Raw genomic sequence first — 16616 nt, forward strand, 5'->3', positions numbered from 1 at the left:
GCGGGCCGGGGCGGCTCGCCCCGCGCCTTCATCTCGACATTCTCTATGAAAGGACGCTCTCATGGGCTTCTTCAGTTTTCTCCTGCTCGGCCTGATCGCCGGCGCGATCGCGAAACTCATCCTGCCCGGCAAGCAGGGCGGCGGCTGGTTCGTCACACTGCTGCTCGGAGTCGTCGGTGCGATGCTCGGCGGCTGGCTGGGCGGACTCATCTTCAACGTCGACCTGACGGGCTTCTTCTCGCTCTCCACCTGGCTGCTCGCCATCGGAGGCTCGCTGCTCGTGTTGCTGATCTACGGCCTGATCACCGGACGCCGGGCGAGAAGGTGACGGTTTCCCACAACGCTTCGAGGCATCCGATCATGGAGCGAAGAGGATGGGCGAAGCGGGAGACGGCGACGGCTCCCGCCGGCCCTCGTCGAAGAGGGCCCCTTCGAACGAGGGGGACGAGGGATGAACGGTGATCCATACCGCAGCCCGCTGGAAGCAGCGGACGACCGTATCGTCGCCGGCCGAGCGGCCGACGGCGATACGGCGGCATTCGCGGTGCTCGTGCGCAGGTACACGCCCATGATGCGCGCCTATGCCCGTCGCATCCTGCCCGGCACCGTGGATCTCGACGACGTGCTGCAGGACGCTTTCATCACCGCGTGGGAACAACTCCCGAAGCTCGAGGATCCCGGCAAGGTGAAGAGCTGGCTGATGCGGATCGCCGGCCGTAAGGCCATCGACCGGCTTCGGTCGACCCGACCCCATGCGGATCTCGCAGACGTCGAGGTGCCCGCACCGCCCGACACCGCACCCCCGCAGCGAGCGGAAGCCCGAGCCGGAGTGGCGGCGTTGAGCGAAGCGCTCCAGGAGCTCCCCGACATCCAGCGGGAGTGCTGGGTGCTGCGGGAGATCGGCGGCCACAGCTATGAAGAGATCGCCGAAGAGCTCGACATCCCTCTCTCGACGGTCCGGGGGCTTCTCGCCCGCGCACGGAAGTACATCATTGTCCGGATGGAGCAGTGGCGATGAACGACGACGACACCCGCGACCTGCGCGGTCTGGGGCTCGAGCCCGAAGACCTCGACGGGCACACCATCGAAGAGCTCTCCGACTACCTCGACCGCGGCCGGGTCCCCGCCGAACCGTCGATCGATCAGTCGGCCGGATGCCGGATCGCGCTGGAGGCGCTGGAGCGCCTGCGCAGTCTCACCCCCGAGCTCCTCGCGGCCGACACGGCGGCAGAGCCCGAGCCGGATGAAGGGTGGGTGCGGAGCATCTTCGCCGGCATCACGCTCGACGCGCGAGCGGGCCGCCGCATCCCGATCGCCACATCGAGACCGGACGCGGATCTGGGGATCACGGAGGGCGCTGTCCGAGGGCTGATCCGTGCCGCGGAGAACGCCGTACCCGGTGTGCTCATCGGCAGGTGCCGCCTCGACGGGGATGTCACCGAGCCGGGCGCACCGATCCGGATCCGGATCGAGGTCAGCGTCCCGTTCAGCATCCCGATCCCGCGCCAGGTGGACCGCCTCCGCGCGGAGATCGCCTCGCGTATCGACGCGCACACCGACCTGAATGTGGCCGGGGTCGACATCGCCGTGCACGACATCCAGCAGTTCCCGGACCTGACAGGGGAGGACCGATGACCACGTCGCCCGAGCTGCTGCTCGCCGCAGACATCGAGACCGCGATCCTCGCCGTCCCGGGCGTGACCACGATCTTCCGCACCGGCAGCACGGCGTCGAAGGTCGTCGATGCGGGAGCGCGTCTGCTCGGGCTCCGCGACGATGACGCGCCCCTGGTGCGCATCGAGCAGGCACCGGAGGGTTTTCGCGTGGAGGTCGCGATCGGCGTGCTCGCATCGGCGGGAGCGGTGGAGACCGCCCACCGCGTTCATGCCGCGATCGAGGCCTTGACCTCGCAGCAGCGTGACGGATCCGCGGAGATCCGCATCACCGTCGTTCACGTCGACGACACCGGCGGGGCGACGGAGTGAGCCGGCACGAGCCCGGCCGATCGTGATCGGCGTTCGAGGTCTGCGGCTCTCGCCGCCTCCTCGGTCTCACGGAGGATCGACAGCTCGTCGAACCCCTCGGCCTGCAGCGCCCGGACGTGATCGACGGTGAGTCCGCTCGGGGCCTGAACACCTGCCCGGGCGGCGCCTCAGGCGATGAGCACCCGCTCGAGCCGGGCGTAGCTCGTCTCCATCCCGTCGGTCATGCCGGTCGCGAGCACGAGGTCGCGGGTCTCCTTGTCGGGGTACTCGATGAGGGTCGTGACGAGGGTCACGCCGTCCTCCTCGTAGAGCGACAGGTCGTTCGTCGTGGGCGGGTAGTCGGTGCCGGTCATGTGCTCGGTGGTCACCATCCTCTGCACGGGCTCGATGAGCAGCGTCTCGCCGTCGAAGCCGAAGGGCTCGCCCAGGGCCTCGTCGTCGGGCGCCCATGCGTAGCGGTAGCGGCCGCCCGGGGTCGGGTCGATCTCGCACACGGTCATGCGCCATCCGTCGGGTCCGAGCAGCCATTGCCGCATGAGCTCCGGCTCGGTGTGGGCGCGCCACACGAGCACGCGTGGACCATCGACGAGCCGGGTGATGCGCACGTGCTGATCGCTGAGAAGCTCGGTGCGCGTGCCCTTGCCCTGCGCGTAGTCGCGAAGGTCGGCGAGCACCGCGTCGAGCTGGTTGATGGCGAGCGTCGATCCCTCGACCGCGCCCATCGCGACGACCTGCTCGAGCGCCTCGGCCGAGGTGAAGTAGGTGACGCTCGTCAGGCGCGAGCCGCTGTCGGTGCCCTCGAACGAGAAGGTCATGCGCATCGCCGGCATGCCTTCGATCCGCTCGCCGTCCTCGCCGACGAAGGCGTCGAGGACCTCGAAGCCCGACTCGGGGTCGATGCGCAGGAACTCCCAGGCGCCGCGGGAGCTCTCGCCCTGCGGGCTGGTCATGGCGTAGTCCGCGCGGCCGCCGACCTCGAAGTCGAAGCACGAGAAGGTGGCGGGCCATCCGGGTGGTCCCCAGAACCGCTCGAGCTGACGCGGGTCGGTGAACGCGCGCCACAGGCGCGGCGCCGGGGCATCGAAGTCGCCCACGAGCGTCATCGTGAGCGTCTCGGCGTCGGTGGTGATGTCGGTGACGGGCATGTCCTGACTCCTTCGAGCGGATGGGGCGGTCGGATGGTTCGGTGTCGTGCAGGTGGAATCGATGGAGTTGTGTCGAGTGGATCGACCCACGGATCCGATCGATCGGATGCGGTGCGCACCGCCTCCGATCAGGGGTCCTCGGCGAGCAGCTCGTCGAGGCGGTCGATGCGGGCGCGCCACATCCGCTCGTACTCGCCGAGCAGACGCCGCGCGCGGGCGATCGTGTCGGGGTGGGCGCGCACGAGACGCTCCCGCCCTTCGGCGCGCTTGACGACGAGCTGCGCCGCCTCGAGCACCGCGACGTGCTTCTGCACGGCGGCGAACGAGACGTCGTAGGCGGCGGCGAGCGCGGAGACCGACTGCTCGGCCTGCAGGGTGCGCCGCAGGATGTCGCGACGCGTGCGATCGGCGAGCGCCCGGAAGATCCGGTCCACCTCACCGTCGCTGAGTTCCATATGTACAACCATTTGGTTGTACGTTAGCATCGCAGTCGGTGCGAGACAAGCGCGACGATCGTCGGGAACGGGTTCTCGTTGCACTAACGGGCTTTCTGCTGCACCGGACAGATTGGTCGCTGCACGAGATGTTGCTGCTGCCGTGATGACACCGGAGCGGATCGCCGCTGCGGTCGCGATGCGCGACAACGGCGACAGCGTGGCCAAGATCGCCCACGCCCCCGGCGTCGGAGACTCCAGCGTGTTCCGCGCCCTCGCCAACCACGACGCCGACCAGGCCCCCGGCGGCCGCGTCGAAGGATCTCTGCCCCCACCGGTGACTCCGTTGTCGGGACTGATGGAGTGCTTCACCGAGAGCGCGGGCGGCATCTCTGTGGTGAACACGCCGTGGTCTATGGCTCATCGGCCGGGTCTGCCAGCTCGAGAGGATCCGAGTAGGGGCCGTCCCCCGACCGAGTAGGAGTCGTCGCTCTCAAAGACCGCGGTTCCTCCGTCTGCGATGGCGCGACATCACCAGGAAGTGCATTCGAGATCGTCACGGGAGCGTACGAGCTCGTCTCCAGCATGACGTCGGGGCCGGCGGCAGGGTCCACCGTCACGCTCAGGCGCTCGTTCTCGGAAACGGCGACGAGCGAGCCGTCTGCGTGCTCATCGAACGTGTCGACCTCGTTCAGAGTGTCAAAGCGCCGGCTGGAGCTGGCCCCTGCACCGTGATGTCCGCCCCGGGAGTAGGTTGCCCTGGGCGACAGCGCCCCGATAGTAAACGCCGCGGTGGCCACGCGAGCGATCCCGTAGTTCAGCGCGGCGGCGGAGCCGTGACTGCTCGCTCTTCGAATGGCCTACCGGCTATGCAGACTTCGATACCCCGCCTCGTGCGACATGCTCCTCGCTGACGGAGGCGAGCGCCGATGTCAGGAGAGTGTCACGACAAGGATGGCTCGAGTCACCCTCTTTGTGGCCCGCCAACGCGACGCTTGGTGTCATCCCGCACCGATTCCGACAGACGACGTCCGTGTGAAGCGCGACATCCGCGTGAAGTGTGAGGCGGCACGCAGGGTATATACTCTGGATCGCCTTAGGATATATGGACGGAAAGGGTGGCCGCATGGGCAAGACTCTGATCGACATCGATGACGCGGTGCTCGCGCGCGCCCAGGCGCTCTCGGGCATCGCCACGAAGAAGGGTGTCGTCGCCGCCGCGCTGAAAGGAATGGTCCGTCGCCTCGAGCTCGACGACTACGCCGAGTTCGTCACCTCCGGCACCATCGAGGACCTCTCCGATCCCGAGGTGATCCGGTCGGCTCAGCGGTGACGCTGTTCCTCGTCGACAACTCGGTCATCCAGCGACTCGCCAAGCCGAGGGTTCGCGAGGCCTGGGACGTGCTGCGCGAGACCGGCGACATCGCGACGTGCCTTCCGACGCTGCTCGAGGCAGGCTATTCGGCGCGCTCCGCGCCTGACTACGAGCGTCTGATCGACCTGGAATCCCGCGCGAAGGTGATTCTTCCTCCTCATCCCGGGGTCGCCGAGGTGGCGCTGCGCATCCAGGCCGCGCTGTTCGCCGCGGGAATCGGGCGGGCCGTCGGCGTGAGCGACCTGCAGATCTCCGCGACGGCCGTGTACCACTCAAGCCTTGCGCGACCCGTGATCGTCGTCCACTATGACGCCGACTTCGACCATGTCGCCGCCGTCGAACCCGGGTTCCGCTCCCAGTGGATCGTGCCCCGAGGTACCGCGGACTGAGACGTACCCCTCGCGCATCCGGGCAATGCTCCGTCTCGGCGGCGTCCTGCGCCTGCGGGACCTCGTCTGAGATCAGCCGCTACGGTCGGGCGGTTGACCGCCTGCGGCCGTGGGGTCTGCTGTTCTCTTTCCGCGGGGAGGGACACCCGGACCGGGCAGGTCCACCCCCACCAAGGAAAGAGGACATGGAGAAGCTCTCCGCCCGGCTGCTCTCGTGGGCGAGCCTGATCGACGACAAGACCGTCGAGCAGGCACTCGCCTCATCGCGCATGCCGTTCATCTACCCGCACATCGCACTCATGCCCGACCCGCACCTCAGAATGGGCGCGACGGTCGGCTCGGTCATCCCCACCCTCGGCGCCATCGTGCCGGCGGCGGTCAGCGTCGACATGGATGCGGCATGATCGCCGTGCGCACCCAGTTCGGCCGCTCTGAGCTCGCCGATCGTGACCTCGCTCCGCTGCGCGAGGCGATCGAGCGCGCCGTGCCGCTGTCGGCGGGGCACGACAACCGGAGGGTCGTCGCGACCGCCGAGCCGCGAATCGCCGAGCTCAAGAGCCTCGCCGCCGCATCCCGATTCGATCCCGCCTCCTACACCGGCCACTGGCGACTGCAGCTGGGTTCGCTCGGATCCGGCAACCACTTCATCGAGGCGTCGGTCGACGAGTTCGACCGGGTCTGGATGTTCCTCCACTCGGGATCGCGGGGCGTCGGCAACAAGATCGCCACGCACCACATCGGTGATGGCGGACGCTGCCGACCTCGTATCGGTGCGGCACACGCTGCGGCAGCTCGTCAACGTGAAGGGCGACTGAGGCAAGGGTTCCGGCAGCGCGATGCTGTCGGCACCCCTGGCATGCGGCGATGTCCGTGCCCTCCCTGGTCGTCGGCTCTTCGGTGTTCGTCTTGAGCTACTCCCCGCCGATGACGTCGACGGCGAAATCGCCGGATGCGGCGGTCAGCCGCCTGTCGTTCGTCCACAGCGCGCTGCAGCCGGCGAGTTTGGCGACGGCGAGATGCAGGGCATCGGGGGTGCGCATGCCGGTGGCTGCTCTGAGTCGCGAGGCATGGACGTAGGCATCGAGGCCGATCTCGAGCAGAGTGAGCTCGTTGAACGCCGTGAGGTAGCGATCCAGCAGGAGGTGATCGTCGTCGCGGAACGGCTTGACGAGGCACTCATGGACGACGAGTGGACTTATCGCCGCCGGCGCGGTCAGCTCGCCGAGCCTCCGACGGGCTGTCGCGCCGATCCACCCCTGCTCTTCGAGCGCGTAGATGAGGAGGCAGGTATCGAGGTAGATCAGCTCCACGAGGATCGCTCGTGCGCGAGGTCGGTATCGATCTGCTCTGCGGTACGACCCGCTCCGGGCGGGAGAGGGTGAGCCGCGAGCCACTCCGCGAACTGCTGGCCGGTCCACCCGGTATGAGGCCGATCGACGGGGACGATCTTCGCGACCGGCTTGCCGCGCCGCATGAGCGTCACCTCTGCCCCGGACTCGACCGACGCGACCAGCCGGGAGAGGTTGTTGCGCGCTTCGAGGATGTTGTACGCGGACATGCGATCATTCTAGCCAGCTTCCTGGCTAGCTGTAGGGACGCTTCCGAGTCGGGGGCGCTTCGGGCCACGCACCGGGGTGGTGGCCGCCTCGCGGGAGAGTTCGCATCAGCCCGTATGAGCCGGCCCAGCTCCTCGGCAGAGTCTTCGAGCAGGACGAGCTCGCCGCCGTCGAAGCCCGCCAGCCGCCGCGCGTCCCGCGCTCCACGACCCGAAGATCATCCCGCACTCCCGCCACAGCCGGAGTTCGCCGGCGTCCAACCACAACCACGTCTCGGGCGTCTCGCCCGCCACATCCGTCACGCGCCACAGGCCCACGAGATCGATCGGGCCGCCTTCATCGGGAGGGAGCGGAGTCGGCTCCGACGGAGGCGTCGTGGGCTCTGCCGACGGCGGGGCGGAGCAGCCCCCCAGCGCGACCGCCGCCAGGACGAGCGCCGCGCCGAGTCGGCGGGGACGATCAGCCCGCGCCATCGATCGCCGCAATCTGATCTCGACCGAGATCATGCTGTCCAGGCTACGCAGCCTGCGGAGGCCGGCCCAACTAGACTGGCCACGTCCGGCCCCCGTGATTCCTGGAGTTCAGCCGCGTGACCACCCCCACTTCGCAGAGCACCCCGGTGCGTCCCGCCGCCGACACCGTCGAGAACGCCGTCGCGACCCCCGAGCGCGAGCAGCCCTATGCCGCCCTCGGCCTCAAGGCCGACGAGTACGCGCAGATCAAGAGCATCCTCGGGCGCCGCCCCACCAGCGGCGAGCTGGCGATGTACTCGGTCATGTGGAGCGAGCACTGCTCCTACAAGTCCAGCAAGATCTACCTACGCCAGTTCGGCCAGAAGGTCTCCGACGAGATGAAGACCCGGCTCATGGTCGGGATGGGGCAGAACGCGGGCGTCGTCGACGTCGGCGAGGGCTGGGCCGTCACCTTCAAGGTCGAGTCGCACAACCACCCGAGCTACATCGAGCCGTTCCAGGGGGCCGCGACCGGCGTCGGCGGCATCGTCCGCGACATCATCTCGATGGGTGCGCGCCCGGTCGCGGTCATGGACCAGCTGCGCTTCGGTGCGATCGACCATCCGGACACCCCCCGGGTCGTCCACGGCGTGACCAGCGGCATCTCGTTCTACGCCAACTGCCTGGGACTGCCGAACATCGGCGGCGAGACCGTCTTCGACGGCGTCTACCAGGGCAATCCGCTCGTCAACGCCCTCGCGGTGGGCGTGCTCCGCCACGAGGACCTCAAGCTCGCGAACGCCGCCGGTCCCGGCAACAAGGTCGTGCTCTTCGGCGCGCGCACCGGCGGCGACGGCATCGGCGGCGCGTCGATCCTCGCCTCCGACACCTTCGCCGACGGCGGACCCACCAAGCGCCCCGCCGTGCAGGTCGGCGACCCGTTCGCCGAGAAGGTGCTCATCGAGTGCTGCCTCGAGCTGTACCGCGACGAGCTCGTCGAGGCCATCCAGGATCTCGGCGCCGCCGGCATCTCGTGCGCGACGAGCGAGCTGGCCGCGAACGGTGGCAGCGGCATGCGGGTCGATCTCGAGAGGGTGCTGCTGCGCGACCCCTCGCTCACGCCCGAGGAGATCCTCATGAGCGAGAGCCAGGAGCGCATGATGGCGATCGTCGCGCCCGAGAAGCTCGACGCGTTCCTCGCCGTGGTCGGCAAGTGGGAGGTCGAGACGAGCGTGCTCGGCGAGGTCACCGGCGACGGCCGCCTCCAGATCTTCTGGCACGGCGAGCGGATCGTGGACGTCGATCCCTCGACGGTCGCGGTCGACGGCCCCGTCTACGAACGCCCCGTGGCGTACCCGACCTGGATCGACGCGCTGCAGGCGGACTCCGCATCCGCCCTCCCGCGCCCCACCGACGGCGACTCGCTGCGCGACCAGTTCACGCGGGTGCTCTCGAGCCCGAACCTCGCCGACACGTCGTGGATCACGAACCAGTACGACTACTACGTCATGGGCAACACGGCGCTGAGCTTCCCCGACGACGCCGGGATGATCCGCGTCGACGAGGGCTCCGGCCTGGGGTTCGCGATCGCGACCGACTGCAACGGCCGCTTCTGCCAGCTCGACCCTTACGAGGGCGCGAAGCTCGCCCTCGCCGAGGCGTACCGGAACGTCGCCGTCACCGGCGCGACGCCGACCGCCGTGACCGACTGCCTGAACTTCGGCAGCCCGGAGAACCCGGAGGTCATGTGGCAGTTCTCGCGGGCGGTCGAGGGGCTCTCCGACGGCTGCCTCGAGCTCGGCGTGCCCGTCACCGGCGGAAACGTCAGCTTCTACAACCAGACCGGCGACACCCCCATCCATCCCACTCCGGTCGTCGGCGTCCTCGGGATCATCGACGACGTCGCGCGCCGCATCCCGAGCGGATGGCAGGATGCCGGCGAGAACATCTATCTGCTCGGCGTCACGGCGAACGAGCTGAGCGGCTCGGCCTGGGCCGAGGTCGTGCACGGCCACCTCGGCGGTCTGCCGCCGGCGGTCGATCTCACCGCCGAGAAGCGGCTCGGACAGCTGCTGCGCGCCGCATCCGATCAGGGTCTGATCTCGAGCGCCCACGATCTCTCCGAGGGCGGCCTCGGCCAGTCCCTCGCCGAGGGCGTGCTGCGCTTCGGTGTCGGCGCCCGGGTGTGGCTCACCGAGATCATCGAACGCGACGGCGTGGATGCGGCATCCGCCCTGTTCTCCGAGTCGACCGGCCGCGTGCTCGTGACCGTCCCCCGCGAGGAGGATGTCAAGTTCCGCGGACTCTGCGACGGCCGCGGCTACCCGGTGCTGCGCATCGGCGTGACCGACTCGGCGGCGGACGGCGACGAGCCCGCCCTCGAGGTGCAGGGCCTGTTCACGGTGCCGCTCGCCGAGCTGCGCGAACGCGCCACCGCGACGCTTCCCGCCGTCTTCGGCCCGACCGTGACGGAGACCATCGCGTGAGCGGGCGTTCCGCATCCGACGGCCAAGGCGCACGGGAGGTGCACGAATGAGCGACGACGAGGACGACCTCTACGGCCAGAAGCGCCAGGCGCGGATGAAGATCACCGCCTGGATCGTGATCATCGCCCTCGTCCTGGTGGGCGGCGGCTCCACGGTGCTCGCCCTGCTCTTCGGCTGATTCGCGCCCGTTCGGCTCCGACCCGGCCCGAGTTCCAGCCTGGACCTCGGTCCGAGCCCGAGCGGCGTCCCAGCCCGAGCAGCGTCCCGACCCGAGCATGGACCCGCGAGACGGGATCTTCGCGCCGAGACCGTGGGGTTACCCCTCTGTCTCGGCGCGAAGATGCTGTCTCGCGGTAGAAGATGCTGTCTCGCGGTAGTCGGGGCCTGACCAGCGGCGCGCGGAGAGGCGGGAGGACCGGCTCGCTGTCAGGGGGCGCGCGTAGCATGAGGGGGTGGAGCCCCTTCTCGAGTTCCTCGCCGTATGGTGGTGGACCGCGCCGACGACCGTAGGCCTCGGCGCCATCGGATACGCCGGGCTGACGACCGGGCGGCGCCGCGCGCGTCGGCTGGCACTCGATGCCGCCCGCTATGAGGAGGGTGCCGCCGCGCGGGCCCTGACGTCGGCGCGTGCGCAGACCCGCGCGGCTCAGGCGCAGGTGCTCTCGGCGCAGGCCAGGAACGGCGCCCCCTCGCCCGGTGTTCCGAGCGTCGCGGAGGCGCGGCGTCAGCTGCAGCTCGCGAAGCAGGCGCAGAAGTCGGCCTCGCTGGAGCTCAAGGCGAGCCGCAACCGCGTGCGCGCCGAACGGACTCACCTCTCCGCCACCTCGAAGGCCGACGGCACGCCGCTCGAACGCCTCGTCCGCGAGCACGATGCGATCCTCGCCCGCTGGCTCGAGTACGAGACCGATGTCGAGACGACCATCGCCTTTCCCCAGATGAGCGATCCGCACGACCCCACGACCGCCGCCTTCCTGGATTCCCAGCGCAACGCCCAGTGGCTTCGCCCCACGTCGCCGACGGCGCGGATGACACCCGAGCGGTTCGCCGCGTACCGATCGAGCGTGCACGCTCTCGGGGCGGCGTTCGAACATGCGGAGGATGCGGCGATGCGCGCCTCGGGACGACGCGGCGCGGAGCGCTCCCGATCGAATGCAGCGCCGCCGCCGTCGACCGTCGAGGACCTCGCGGCGCGCGCCACCGAACGAGTCACGACGTGGGTGACCGAGAGTGTGACCACGTGGGCAGCCGCCCGCACGAACCCGGCGAAGGGCGACGGCGCCGCAGGCACCCCGCCCACCGGTGCCGCGTCTCCCCCGCGCACGTCTGCATCCGGCGGTCCAACGCCCGGACCCGGCGCGGCGGCGGACTCAGCCGAAGCCAAAGCCGAACCCGGCCCGGCTCCCAAACCCAAACCCAAACCGTATCCCGAACCCGTACGGCCGCCCCTCTGGCCGGTACCACGACGCGAATCGCGTCCACCCGAGGCTCGCTGACCCACCGGCACCAATACGCTCCAGCACGAGAGCGCAGGGAGTGTACGAGGAGCCCTCGGAATCCGCCCGGGGTGCCCTCCGCTGCATGAGGGCACCCCCGTCGCTCGCCATTCTCGTGGCGCCCCCCAGCGCCGTCCGTCACGAGATCAGCGGCTGCGAACCTTGCGGTAGGGATGGTCGTCAACGCGTGTGACGGCATCGGAGATCAACGCGGAGTACCCCCGCGACCGGCGGGCGAGACCCATGAGACGTCGCGTGGTGCGCGCCGCGGCGCGCAGATTCATCGGGCGCCCCTCGATGCCGTAGAGCAATCTCGCCCAGTCGGGTAGCAGCGACAGCACGCCGTCCTGCACGATCACGACGCTCCACACCGCGATCGGGTTGCCGCGCAACGATGGCTTCCGCAGCCCGCGAGTGACTTCGGCGGCCTCGATCGACAGCGACAGCCACCCCCTCTGTGCGTCGACGTACTGCACGAGCTCCGCGAAGGTCGAGGGGAGCAACGCATCGTCCTCGATGCCGATCAGTCGAGCCGCCGCGTGCTGTTCGATGACGAAGCGGTCCTTCTCCTCGGCCGTGAGCGGCACCCCGAACGCTTCGCACGCGAGGACGAGCGCGTACACGAACGTGTTGTGCGTCCACGCCAGCCACTCCGGATTGTCGGCGCGCAGGATCTGCCCCGAGTGAGGATCGTCCCACGCCGCGTGGGCATGCATACGACGAACGGATGCGGCGGCGGCATCCGCGTGCGCTCGGTCGCCGAAGACCACCGTGTCGAAGTACCTGCCCGTGCGCTCGTCGCGTCCAGCGGCATCGTTGTGAGAGGCGGTCGCATGGTAGAACAACCGCATCATGTAGGGGTTCAGCGCCTGAAGCAGGAGGGCGGCCATGCCGCCCAGCTTCGCCACCGGGTCGGCGAACACCCGCCACGAGACGCTTCCGGGGCCGAAATAGCCGTCGTCGGCACGAAGCGTGTCCGATGCACCGCGCGCGGCGCGATCAGCAAAGGTCACAGATACCTCCAGATGTAGACGTAGTCCAAAGTTAGACTATATCCAACGTCTACACTGGGGGAATGACGGGCAGCGAGTCGGGATTGCGCGAACGAAAGAAGCGCGCCACCGAGAACGCGATCGAACGCGCCGCCGTCGAACTCGCACTCGAGCGCGGGCATGGCACTGTGACCATCGCCGACGTCTGCGCGCGGGCAGACGTCTCCCGCAGCACGTTCTTCAACTACATGCCCTCGCGCGAAGCCGCACTGTTCGGGCGCCCTCTCCGCCTGGCACCGGCGCCCATCGCCGCATCGGTGCTCGACGCCTCGCACGACGTCCCTCTGGTGCTCGCCGCCTACCGCGTGATCGTCGCGTCGATCGGACACGCGCACATCAATGCCGAGGTGGCCGCGGGGCGCAATCGACTCATCATCGAGCAGCCCGACTCGCAGCCCTTGATCCTCGCGCCATTCCTCTCTTTGACGGCCGAGCTCGTCACCTGTCTCGCACAGTGGCTGCGCACGAATCCCTCCCGGCGTGCAGTCGCCGACATCCCCCTGGATCGTGAAGCATCACTCACGGTGTCGCTGGCGGTCGGCGCGTTCATGGCACTCATCACCGACCTCGAGGGTGAAGGGGATGTCGAGACCACCGAGCGGGCGTTCGAGGACGCCCTCGGAAACTTCGCCACCATCGCCGGCGGGGGTGCGGGCGGTCGCTGACCTCGCCGCAGCAAGTCAGGCCGCCGCGCCGCGGATCTCCCCACATACGGCAGCCGCCGCCGCGGAGAACTCCACGGCGGCGGCTGAGGGCCACGAATCGGTGACGCAGATGGCCCGCGTCACCGAGTCGCGCGCTCAGGAGGTCAGGGCGTCGGCCCACTCCTGGTTCTGCGCGACCCAGTCGGCCACGACCGTCTCGTAGTCGTCGCCGTCGTACTCGTTGAACATGACGTCCTCGAGCGAGTACAGCATCTCGTTGTCCATCCGGAAGTTCGCGAGCCACTCGCTCACCTCGAGGAAGTCCTCCGCGAACGCCGTCGAGGTGACGGTGTGGATGCCCTCGGCGTCGCCGAGCAGCCCGTCCGGGTCCTCGAGGTCCTTGATCGGGAAGGCGTTGTACGCCCAGTGCGGGCGCCAGAGCGTCACCGCGATGTCGTCGCCGGCATCGATCGCGGACTCCAGCGCGGTGAGCATCGCAGGCGTCGACGAGGTGACGAAGTCCAGGCCCTCGAGGCCGTAGCCGGGGATGACCGCCTCCTCGGTGACCTGGGTCAGACCCGCGCCCGCCTCGATGCCGACGAGCCTGTTGCCGAACAGGTCGGCGTTCTCGGCGAGCTCCGTGAGCGAGTCGATCGGGGCGTCCTCGTTCACCGCGATGGTGAGCTTCGCCTCGTCGTTCCAGGCCCCGAGGTCGACCAGGTCGTCGCCATAGGTGTCGAGGTACTGGGCGTGCGTCAGCGGCAGCCAGGTGTCGAGCGTCAGATCGTAGTCGCCACGCGCGAGGCCCGTGTAGACGGCGGCCGGGTCGGCGTATTCGAGCTCGACCTCGTAGCCCTGCTCCTCGAGCACGTGCTTCCAGAGCTCCGACGCGGCGATGCCCTCGTCCCAGCCGTTGAACACGGCGATCGTGATCGGGCGGTCGCCGGCGGCATCATCGGATGCGGAGTCCCCGCCTCCGGCGCATCCGGTCAGGGCGAGCGCGGCGACGCCGACGAGACCGATTCCTGCGGTGAGTGCGTTCCTCTTGGTCATCTTCTGTCCTCTCCATCCGTGTGCTGTGCACGGACCAGTTCGGTTGCAGGCGCACCGTCCGGCGCACCTCCGGCGAGGGATGAGCCCGCCGGGTCTGTGGGGGACTGATGCAGGGCCGCATCCGTCCGGGTATCGTTCAGGAGAAGCCGCCGGCGGCGGGTCGGGCTTTGCCGACCGCTACCGCCTCCCCGGCGGATGCGGCCTTCTTCGCGCTGTCCGCGCGTGAGGCTGAGCGGCGCGAGGCGCGGCCCCCGCGGGTGGCGAGGCCCGAGGTGAGCCGGTCGAGGATCATCGCGAGGATCACGACCGAGACGCCCGCCTCGACGCCCAGGGAGATGTCGATCCGGCTGAGACTCGCCACCACCTGACCGCCGAGTCCGCCGGCGCCCACCATGCCGGCGATGACGACCATCGACAGGCTCAGCATGATCACCTGGTTGACGCCCGCCATGATGCTGGGCAGGGCCAGGGGCAGCTGGATCTGACGCAGGATGCGGCCGGGCGTCGCGCCGAAGGCGTGCCCCGCCTCGACGACCTCGGCATCGACACCGCGGATGCCGAGCTCGGTCAGTCGCACGCCGGGCGCGAGGGCGAACACGATCGTGGCCACGATGCCGGGCACGACGCCGACGCCGAACATGATGAGCGCCGGGATCAGGTACACGAAGGCGGGCATCGTCTGCAGGAAGTCGAGGATCGGGCGGAGGATCTGCGAGACCGTGTCGTTGCGCGCCGCCCAGATGCCGAGGGGCAGGGCGATCGCGACGGCCACCGCCGAGGCGATGATGACGAGCGCGAGGGAGTCCATCGCGTTGCCCCACTGGTTCACGCTGACGATCAGCAGCACGCCGAGGACCGTGCCGATCGCGAGTCCCCATCCTTTGGCGAGGTAGGCCAGCGCGGCCAGCGCGATGCCGATCACCCAGAACGGGGGCGTAGAGAGCACCCAGTCGAGTCCGCCGTAGAGGCTGTCGAACACGGCGCTGATGCCGTCGAAGAACCAGCCCAGGGCGTCGATCAGAAAGCGGACGATCGTCTCGACGACGTCGCCGAGGGGAAGGCGGAACAGATCGTTCATCGCGCACCTCCGTCCGTGGATGCGGCGGGTTCGGCTGCATCCGCGTCGGCGAGGGTCTGCGTGATGACGCTGGCCGGAACCGTGGCCGGGATCTCCACGATCGGGTTCTCGCGGGTCACGGCCGGCACGTTGCCGAGCGCCGCGAGGAGCGTCACGCGGGGGATGACGCCGACGAGGCGGTCCCGATCGTCGACGACCGCGACGGGAACGGGGCTCTCGACGGAGCGTTCGACCACGTCCGTCAGCGGGTCGTCGGGTCGCACGACCGGCTGGAGGTGCTGCACGATGCTGCGAAGATCCGTCTCGCCCGCCTTGACCGCGCGGATCACGGCGCGGTCGGTGACGACCCCGAGGTAGCGACGGTTCTCGAGCACGCAGACCGCGCCGACCTGCAGGTCGCGCATGATGCGCAGCGCTCCGCGCATCCCGGCGGACACCGGCGAGGTGGCGTGCGGCGGTTCCATGACGGATGCGGCGGTCAGCACGCGCGCCCGGTCGACGTCCTGCACGAACTGGGCGACATAGTCGTTCGCGGGGTCGGTGAGGATCTGCTCGGGCGTGCCGTTCTGCACGATCCGGCCGTCGCGCATCACCGCGATGCGGTCTCCGAGGAACATGGCCTCGTTGAGGTCGTGGGTGATGAACACGATCGTGCGGCCGAGCTCGTGCTGCAGCTCGATCAGCTGCTCCTGCATCTCCCGGCGGATGAGGGGGTCGAGCGCGGAGAACGCCTCGTCCATCAGCAGGATGTCGGTGCCCGAGGTCAGGGCGCGGGCGAGGCCCACGCGCTGCCGCATCCCGCCGGAGAGCTCGGAGGGCTCGGCGTCGACGCGGTCGCCGAGGCCGACCTTGCCGAGGATCTCGCGGGCGCGTTCGCGCCGCTCCTCGCGGGCGACGCCCTGGATCTCGAGCGCGTACGCGGCGTTGTCGAGCACGGTGCGGTGCGGCAGCAGGGCGAAGTGCTGGAACACCATCGACACCGAGGAGCGACGGATGCGGCGCAGCTCCGCCGCGGACGCGCGGGTGACGCTCTGCCCCTGCACGAGCACCTCGCCGGACGACGGCGGCAGCAGGCCGTTCAGCATCCGGATGATGGTCGACTTGCCCGAGCCCGACAGTCCCATGATGACGAAGATCTCACCGGGATCGACCGTGAAGCTCGCGTCGATGACCGCCGCGGTTCCGCGGTCGGCGAGGTCTGCGCGGGTCTTGCCGGCCCTCAGGCCCTCGATGACGGACTTCGGGTTCTTCCCGAATACCTTGAACAGGTTCTTCGCTTCTATCGCGTGTGCGACGGTCACTGTGTTACCTCGGCAGTCCGGTGCACAGGCTGCATCGGTCACGCCCGGGTGACGACCACACGCGTTGCATCGGGAGGTGCAACGCTCGGGCACCGGGCATCCGGCCCGGGCAAGGTCGCCGACCATACGCTCGCTCTGCACAGGCCCCAGGGGCGGCACGCGAGCGCGGACTG

Annotated in this window: 19 protein-coding genes and 1 pseudogene; 12 read left to right on the forward strand and 8 right to left on the reverse strand. The window is 69.3% G+C overall.

Annotation, left to right across the window (positions count from 1 at the left end):
- The first annotated feature begins 61 nt into the window (after nt 1-61).
- The 4 genes from GVL03_RS07590 (at nt 62) to GVL03_RS07605 (ending at nt 1985) form a co-directional block, all read left to right on the forward strand.
- Nucleotides 62-328, forward strand: coding sequence for a GlsB/YeaQ/YmgE family stress response membrane protein (locus tag GVL03_RS07590; protein ID WP_159500389.1), 267 nt, complete (start codon nt 62-64; stop codon nt 326-328).
- Nucleotides 329-451: 123 nt separating this feature from the next.
- Nucleotides 452-1018 carry an RNA polymerase sigma factor gene (locus GVL03_RS07595; protein WP_159500390.1) on the forward strand — a complete coding sequence of 189 codons (567 nt, stop codon included), beginning with the start codon at nt 452-454 and terminating at the stop codon, nt 1016-1018.
- Entirely contained in the window at nt 1015-1635 is a 621-nt protein-coding gene (locus tag GVL03_RS07600) for a hypothetical protein (protein WP_159500391.1), read from the forward strand. The genes GVL03_RS07595 and GVL03_RS07600 overlap by 4 nt, the downstream gene beginning before the upstream one ends.
- Nucleotides 1632-1985 (forward strand): hypothetical protein, encoded by a 354-nt coding sequence (locus GVL03_RS07605; RefSeq protein WP_159500392.1) that lies wholly within the window; start codon nt 1632-1634, stop codon nt 1983-1985. The genes GVL03_RS07600 and GVL03_RS07605 overlap by 4 nt, the downstream gene beginning before the upstream one ends.
- Nucleotides 1986-2152: 167 nt before the next feature.
- Here the strand turns inward: GVL03_RS07605 and GVL03_RS07610 are convergent, their stop codons facing one another.
- Both GVL03_RS07610 and GVL03_RS07615 read right to left on the reverse strand, forming a co-directional pair.
- On the reverse strand, nt 2153-3130 hold the full coding sequence (locus GVL03_RS07610) for an SRPBCC family protein (RefSeq protein ID WP_159500393.1): 978 nt from the start codon (nt 3128-3130) through the stop codon (nt 2153-2155).
- A gap of 128 nt (nt 3131-3258) precedes the next feature.
- A complete protein-coding gene (locus tag GVL03_RS07615) occupies nt 3259-3597 on the reverse strand; it encodes a helix-turn-helix transcriptional regulator (RefSeq protein WP_159500394.1) in 339 nt (112 codons plus the stop codon).
- 133 nt (nt 3598-3730) lie between these two features.
- On the opposite strand from GVL03_RS07615, the gene GVL03_RS07620 reads away from it, so the two are divergent.
- The 4 genes and pseudogenes from GVL03_RS07620 to GVL03_RS07635 all read left to right on the forward strand — a co-directional run.
- Nucleotides 3731-4045 carry a hypothetical protein gene (locus GVL03_RS07620; protein ID WP_159500395.1) on the forward strand — a complete coding sequence of 105 codons (315 nt, stop codon included), beginning with the start codon at nt 3731-3733 and terminating at the stop codon, nt 4043-4045.
- Between the two features lie 645 nt (nt 4046-4690).
- Nucleotides 4691-4897: a type II toxin-antitoxin system VapB family antitoxin gene (locus tag GVL03_RS07625; protein ID WP_159500396.1), complete on the forward strand. Its 207-nt coding sequence runs from the start codon at nt 4691-4693 to the stop codon at nt 4895-4897.
- On the forward strand, nt 4894-5328 hold the full coding sequence (locus tag GVL03_RS07630) for a PIN domain-containing protein (protein WP_159500397.1): 435 nt from the start codon (nt 4894-4896) through the stop codon (nt 5326-5328). Before GVL03_RS07625 ends, GVL03_RS07630 begins: the two co-directional genes overlap by 4 nt.
- Before the next feature lie 185 nt (nt 5329-5513).
- Nucleotides 5514-6067 (forward strand): annotated as a pseudogene (locus GVL03_RS07635) (RtcB family protein); the annotation flags it as partial.
- A gap of 172 nt (nt 6068-6239) precedes the next feature.
- Here GVL03_RS07635 and GVL03_RS07640 read toward each other — a convergent pair.
- Nucleotides 6240-6638, reverse strand: a complete 399-nt coding sequence (locus tag GVL03_RS07640; RefSeq protein ID WP_159500398.1) for a type II toxin-antitoxin system VapC family toxin — start codon at nt 6636-6638, stop codon at nt 6240-6242.
- A complete protein-coding gene (locus tag GVL03_RS07645) occupies nt 6629-6886 on the reverse strand; it encodes a type II toxin-antitoxin system Phd/YefM family antitoxin (RefSeq protein ID WP_159500399.1) in 258 nt (85 codons plus the stop codon). The genes GVL03_RS07640 and GVL03_RS07645 overlap by 10 nt, the downstream gene beginning before the upstream one ends.
- 587 nt (nt 6887-7473) lie before the next feature.
- On the opposite strand from GVL03_RS07645, the gene purL reads away from it, so the two are divergent.
- The 3 genes from purL to GVL03_RS07655 all read left to right on the forward strand — a co-directional run bounded on the left by purL (nt 7474) and on the right by GVL03_RS07655 (nt 11315).
- Complete coding sequence (purL, locus tag GVL03_RS07650; protein ID WP_200847093.1) at nt 7474-9822, forward strand: phosphoribosylformylglycinamidine synthase subunit PurL; 2349 nt, start codon at nt 7474-7476, stop codon at nt 9820-9822.
- Between the two features lie 46 nt (nt 9823-9868).
- Complete coding sequence (locus GVL03_RS22605; protein WP_306770318.1) at nt 9869-10000, forward strand: hypothetical protein; 132 nt, start codon at nt 9869-9871, stop codon at nt 9998-10000.
- Nucleotides 10001-10274: 274 nt separating this feature from the next.
- On the forward strand, nt 10275-11315 hold the full coding sequence (locus GVL03_RS07655) for a hypothetical protein (protein ID WP_159500400.1): 1041 nt from the start codon (nt 10275-10277) through the stop codon (nt 11313-11315).
- A 146-nt stretch (nt 11316-11461) separates the two neighbouring features.
- On the opposite strand, the gene GVL03_RS07660 is transcribed toward GVL03_RS07655, so the two are convergent.
- Nucleotides 11462-12328 carry an oxygenase MpaB family protein gene (locus GVL03_RS07660; protein WP_235038067.1) on the reverse strand — a complete coding sequence of 289 codons (867 nt, stop codon included), beginning with the start codon at nt 12326-12328 and terminating at the stop codon, nt 11462-11464.
- A 62-nt stretch (nt 12329-12390) separates the two neighbouring features.
- Between GVL03_RS07660 and GVL03_RS07665 the strand changes: the two genes are divergently transcribed.
- Entirely contained in the window at nt 12391-13032 is a 642-nt protein-coding gene (locus GVL03_RS07665; protein WP_159500401.1) for a TetR/AcrR family transcriptional regulator, read from the forward strand.
- 135 nt (nt 13033-13167) lie between these two features.
- On the opposite strand, the gene GVL03_RS07670 is transcribed toward GVL03_RS07665, so the two are convergent.
- The 3 genes from GVL03_RS07670 to GVL03_RS07680 all read right to left on the reverse strand — a co-directional run bounded on the left by GVL03_RS07670 (nt 13168) and on the right by GVL03_RS07680 (nt 16443).
- Nucleotides 13168-14064: a glycine betaine ABC transporter substrate-binding protein gene (locus GVL03_RS07670; protein ID WP_159500402.1), complete on the reverse strand. Its 897-nt coding sequence runs from the start codon at nt 14062-14064 to the stop codon at nt 13168-13170.
- 136 nt (nt 14065-14200) lie between these two features.
- Nucleotides 14201-15142 (reverse strand): proline/glycine betaine ABC transporter permease, encoded by a 942-nt coding sequence (locus GVL03_RS07675; RefSeq protein ID WP_159500403.1) that lies wholly within the window; start codon nt 15140-15142, stop codon nt 14201-14203.
- On the reverse strand, nt 15139-16443 hold the full coding sequence (locus GVL03_RS07680) for a glycine betaine/L-proline ABC transporter ATP-binding protein (protein ID WP_159500404.1): 1305 nt from the start codon (nt 16441-16443) through the stop codon (nt 15139-15141). Before GVL03_RS07680 ends, GVL03_RS07675 begins: the two co-directional genes overlap by 4 nt.
- Nucleotides 16444-16616 lie beyond the last annotated feature (173 nt).

This window comes from Microbacterium sp. 18062, from assembly GCF_902706225.1.
GTDB lineage: Bacteria > Actinomycetota > Actinomycetes > Actinomycetales > Microbacteriaceae > Microbacterium.

Bases quoted from the DNA above. Each gene is read 5' to 3' on its own strand.
- GVL03_RS07590 (WP_159500389.1), top strand. From the start codon at position 62: ATGGGCTTCTTCAGTTTTCTCCTGCTCGGCCTGATCGCCGGCGCGATC.
- GVL03_RS07595 (WP_159500390.1), top strand. From the start codon at position 452: ATGAACGGTGATCCATACCGCAGCCCGCTGGAAGCAGCGGACGACCGT.
- GVL03_RS07600 (WP_159500391.1), top strand. From the start codon at position 1,015: ATGAACGACGACGACACCCGCGACCTGCGCGGTCTGGGGCTCGAGCCC.
- GVL03_RS07605 (WP_159500392.1), top strand. From the start codon at position 1,632: ATGACCACGTCGCCCGAGCTGCTGCTCGCCGCAGACATCGAGACCGCG.
- GVL03_RS07610 (WP_159500393.1), bottom strand. From the start codon at position 3,130: ATGCCCGTCACCGACATCACCACCGACGCCGAGACGCTCACGATGACG.
- GVL03_RS07615 (WP_159500394.1), bottom strand. From the start codon at position 3,597: ATGGTTGTACATATGGAACTCAGCGACGGTGAGGTGGACCGGATCTTC.
- GVL03_RS07620 (WP_159500395.1), top strand. From the start codon at position 3,731: ATGACACCGGAGCGGATCGCCGCTGCGGTCGCGATGCGCGACAACGGC.
- GVL03_RS07625 (WP_159500396.1), top strand. From the start codon at position 4,691: ATGGGCAAGACTCTGATCGACATCGATGACGCGGTGCTCGCGCGCGCC.
- GVL03_RS07645 (WP_159500399.1), bottom strand. From the start codon at position 6,886: ATGTCCGCGTACAACATCCTCGAAGCGCGCAACAACCTCTCCCGGCTG.
- GVL03_RS22605 (WP_306770318.1), top strand. From the start codon at position 9,869: ATGAGCGACGACGAGGACGACCTCTACGGCCAGAAGCGCCAGGCGCGG.
- GVL03_RS07665 (WP_159500401.1), top strand. From the start codon at position 12,391: ATGACGGGCAGCGAGTCGGGATTGCGCGAACGAAAGAAGCGCGCCACC.
- GVL03_RS07670 (WP_159500402.1), bottom strand. From the start codon at position 14,064: ATGACCAAGAGGAACGCACTCACCGCAGGAATCGGTCTCGTCGGCGTC.
- GVL03_RS07675 (WP_159500403.1), bottom strand. From the start codon at position 15,142: ATGAACGATCTGTTCCGCCTTCCCCTCGGCGACGTCGTCGAGACGATC.